Genomic DNA, 3,543 nt, shown 5'->3' on the forward strand with positions numbered 1-3,543 from the left:
GGGGGGGGGGGGGGGGTTTTGTGTGGGGGTGAGCCTGCTCGCGAATCGATGTCACAGGCGCTGCAAATACTTAATAACTCAACTCCCGCACTTCCGCATGCGGCACCATTTTCAGGAAATCCGGCACGTTCATGTGCAGCAGATTGGTGTGGTTGCCGGCTTCCAGGTAGATGTCTTTCTGCCGGGTCAACAGCGGGTCGATGACCACGTCCAGTCCATAGGCTTCGCCCAGGGCAGGCACGGCGCCGCGTTCGCAATCGTCAAACAGGTGCGGCAGGTTGCTTTCACGGGAGACTTGCCATTCACCGCTGCTGCGGACTTTGCTCAGGTCCAGATGACGGCTGGCGGGCAGCACAGCCATCAGGTAGTGCCCGTGGTGGTCGTCGAGGATTACGGATTTGGCCACCCGTTCGGCGGGAATGCCCGCCACACGCGCCGTTTCGAGGCTGCTGGCCGAGTGGGGATGGGTGACGATGTCATAGTCGCATTGAGCCTTTTCCAGGCTTCTCTGCACGGTTCTTGCCATACGCATGATGCACCTCGGTGTCCGCAAAAACGCCTGGCGGACGATGGTTAACACTTTTTCTACGTACTCAAAGTCTAGGCCTGCCGGAACGATCCGGCGGGAAATCCGCCCATCGGACAGGTCGACAACTGAGCAAAATTCATACAACTGACACGTCAACTAAACTGTATACAGAACCACCAGCGACTCTCCCGGAGGGTCACGTGAATACGCGTTGTTGTGCCATTGCATTTCTGCTGGCCTTGAGCGGCTCCGCCTTCGCTGCGGACCCCGCCGGACTGCCGGCTCCCGACCCCATCGGCATCTGGCTGATTACCTTCGGCATCGCGTTTCTGATCGCCGAGGCCGCCCTGCCCAACTACGGCGTGATCGGCCTGGGCGGGATCGTGATGTTCGTGATCGGCGCCGTGATCCTGACCAATGCCGAATTACCCGTACCCTTGATGATTGGCTTGGGACTGATCAGTGCACTGCTGCTGATCTTCCTGCTGATCCGCGCCCTGAAAACCCGACCGCGCCAGACTGTCAGCGGCGATGCCGGACTGCTGGGCAGCGTGACGCCGGTGTTGTCATTGCAGGTCGGCGATATCTGTCACGGCTGGGTGCATTTGCAGGGCGAACGCTGGCAGGTGTCGAGCGCCAAGCCGCTGCAGATCGGGCAGCGGGTCCGGGTGGTGGCACGCAAGGGATTAATGCTGGAAGTGGCCGCGACTGACGCGGTATCGGTTGGAGAATAGTCATGGGCTTACAGCTGGGTTTTGTCGCGCTCCTGTTATTGCTGATCGCATTGGCAGGCGCGACGTTTCGCATCCTGCGCGAATACGAGCGTGGGGTGGTGTTCCAGCTCGGACGCTTCTGGCAGGTCAAAGGCCCGGGCTTGATCCTGCTGATTCCGGTGATCCAGCAAATGGTCCGCGTCGATCTGCGCACCATCGTCCTCGACGTGCCAGCACAAGATGTGATCACCCGCGACAACGTATCGGTCAAGGTCAACGCTGTGCTGTACTTCCGCGTTCTCGATCCGCAAAAGGCAATCATCCAGGTCGAAGACTTTCTGATGGCCACCAGTCAATTGGCGCAAACCACCTTGCGCGCGGTGCTCGGTAAACACGAACTCGATGAACTGCTGGCCGAACGCGAACGACTGAACATCGACATCCAGCAAGTGCTCGATGCCCAGACCGATGCCTGGGGCATCAAGGTGGCCAACGTCGAAATCAAGCACGTGGACCTCAACGAATCGATGATCCGCGCCATCGCCAGACAGGCCGAAGCGGAACGGGAACGCCGGGCCAAGGTGATCCATGCCGAAGGCGAATTGCAGGCCTCGGAAAAACTCATGCAGGCCGCCGAAATGCTCGGTCGCCAGCCCGGCGCCATGCAGTTGCGTTACATGCAGACGCTGAGCTCGATTGCCGGCGACAAGAGTTCGACCATCGTCTTTCCATTGCCGATCGAGTTGCTCAAGGGCATGGCGGATTTGTCGGCCAAGCCTTGAACTCAACGCTGCGCGGCGAGCGGATAAACCGACTCCCATCCACCACCCAGGGCCTTGTACAACCCTACCGCTGCCAGCGACACGCCGGTCGAACTCTCGACCCATTGCTCCTGGGTCGCCAGCAGCGCGCCTTGCACCGTAAGCACGTTGACGAAATCCACCACGCCTTCAACGTATTGCCGTTGCGCGGTTTGCAGGGCGATCCGGTTCTGGCGCACCGCTTCGGCCAAGCTGTCGCGACGCAATTGGCTGGCGTTGTAGGCGCTCAATTGGTCATCGATTTCATGCCAGGCCCGCAGCACGGTTTGCTGGTAGGCGATGGCCGCTTCCTGTTGCTGGGCTTCGCGCAGGTTCAGCACGCCGCGCAAGCGCCCACCGTCGAACAACGGCAGGGTGAATTGCGGGCCGATGCCGAAGGTACGCGAGCCCCACGAACCGAAATCGCTCAGCTGCATGGCTTGCGAACCGACATTGCCCGACAGGGTAATGCGTGGATAGAAATCCCCCTTGGCCACGCCGATGCTCGCCGTTGCGGCATGCAGACGGGCCTCGGCCTGGCGGATGTCCGGGCGGCGCTCGGCCAGTTGCGACGGCAGGCCGATGGCAACCTGGCGCGGCGTCTGCGGCACCGGCGCGTCGGTGGATAGCTCGGCCGTCAGCGCCTGGGGCGGTTCACCCATCAACAGGCTCAAGGCGTTGATCAGTTGTGCCTGACGTTGTTCCAGCGCCGGCAGGCGCGATTCGATGGCGGCGACTTGCGCGGCGGCTTCGGCGACGTCCAGATCCGTGGCGACACCATCGGCCAGGCGCAGCTGCGACAGCTTCAGACTGTGGCGAGCCACCTCTAGATTCTGCTCGGTGACGGCCCGGGTGTTTTGCACACCGCGCAGTTGAATGTAGTCTTGGGCGGTTTCAGCGAGGACCGACAACAGCACACCGCGACGGTCGTTTTCCGCGACTTCCAGTGTGGCGTCGGCGGCCTCGGTTTCGCGGCGCACCCGCCCCCAGAAATCCAGCTCCCAGGATGCAGAGAAACCGGCATCCCAGAGGTTGAATGCGGAATTGCCGTTGTGCCCCGAGGGGTCCATCAAGCCTTCGCCGCTGTTGCGTTTACGGGCGTAGCTGCCTGTGGCGGCGGTCGTCGGGTAGCGGTCGGCGGTGACCACCTGGCGCACCGCGCGGCTTTGCTCCAGGCGACTGCTCGCCAGTTTCAGGTCGAGGTTATCGGTCAGGGCGCGCTGACTCAGGGCCGATAGCTTCGGGTCGTTGAACACTTCCCACCAGCGTTCGTTCATCGCCTCGGTGATGGCCTGGCTGGGGGCGGCATTTGAAGGTTTCGACCACTCGGTAACTTGTTGGGCTTCGGGCTTCTTGAAGTCCGGGCCGACGGTGCAGGCTGAAAGACTCATGACCAGTAAGGCGCACAAGGTGAGTCGAGGCTGACGGCCTCTTCGCGAGCAGGCTCGCTCCCACAGGGGATCACCTTTTGAAAATAGATTGTGGTCAACGCACCGTCCCA

At 61.6% G+C, this 3,543-nt stretch carries 4 protein-coding genes; 2 read left to right on the forward strand and 2 right to left on the reverse strand.

Annotated features, from left to right (window positions below; all coding sequences use genetic code 11):
- Window positions 1–70: 70 nt before the first annotated feature.
- Entirely contained in the window at window positions 71–532 is a 462-nt protein-coding gene (locus ACW9HW_RS29500) for an aminoacyl-tRNA deacylase (protein ID WP_095192447.1), read from the reverse strand.
- A gap of 197 nt (window positions 533–729) precedes the next feature.
- Between ACW9HW_RS29500 and ACW9HW_RS29505 the strand changes: the two genes are divergently transcribed.
- The gene (locus ACW9HW_RS29505) at window positions 730–1,263 is read left to right on the forward strand and encodes an NfeD family protein (RefSeq protein ID WP_457402857.1); all 534 of its coding nucleotides are present in this window, start codon (window positions 730–732) and stop codon (window positions 1,261–1,263) included.
- A 2-nt stretch (window positions 1,264–1,265) separates the two neighbouring features.
- Window positions 1,266–2,024: a slipin family protein gene (locus tag ACW9HW_RS29510; RefSeq protein ID WP_095192449.1), complete on the forward strand. Its 759-nt coding sequence runs from the start codon at window positions 1,266–1,268 to the stop codon at window positions 2,022–2,024.
- A gap of 2 nt (window positions 2,025–2,026) precedes the next feature.
- Here ACW9HW_RS29510 and ACW9HW_RS29515 read toward each other — a convergent pair whose 3' ends face one another.
- On the reverse strand, window positions 2,027–3,499 hold the full coding sequence (locus ACW9HW_RS29515) for an efflux transporter outer membrane subunit (protein ID WP_457402859.1): 1,473 nt from the start codon (window positions 3,497–3,499) through the stop codon (window positions 2,027–2,029).
- Window positions 3,500–3,543: the final 44 nt, after the last annotated feature.

This window comes from Pseudomonas sp. SDO5532_S415, from assembly GCF_054071155.1.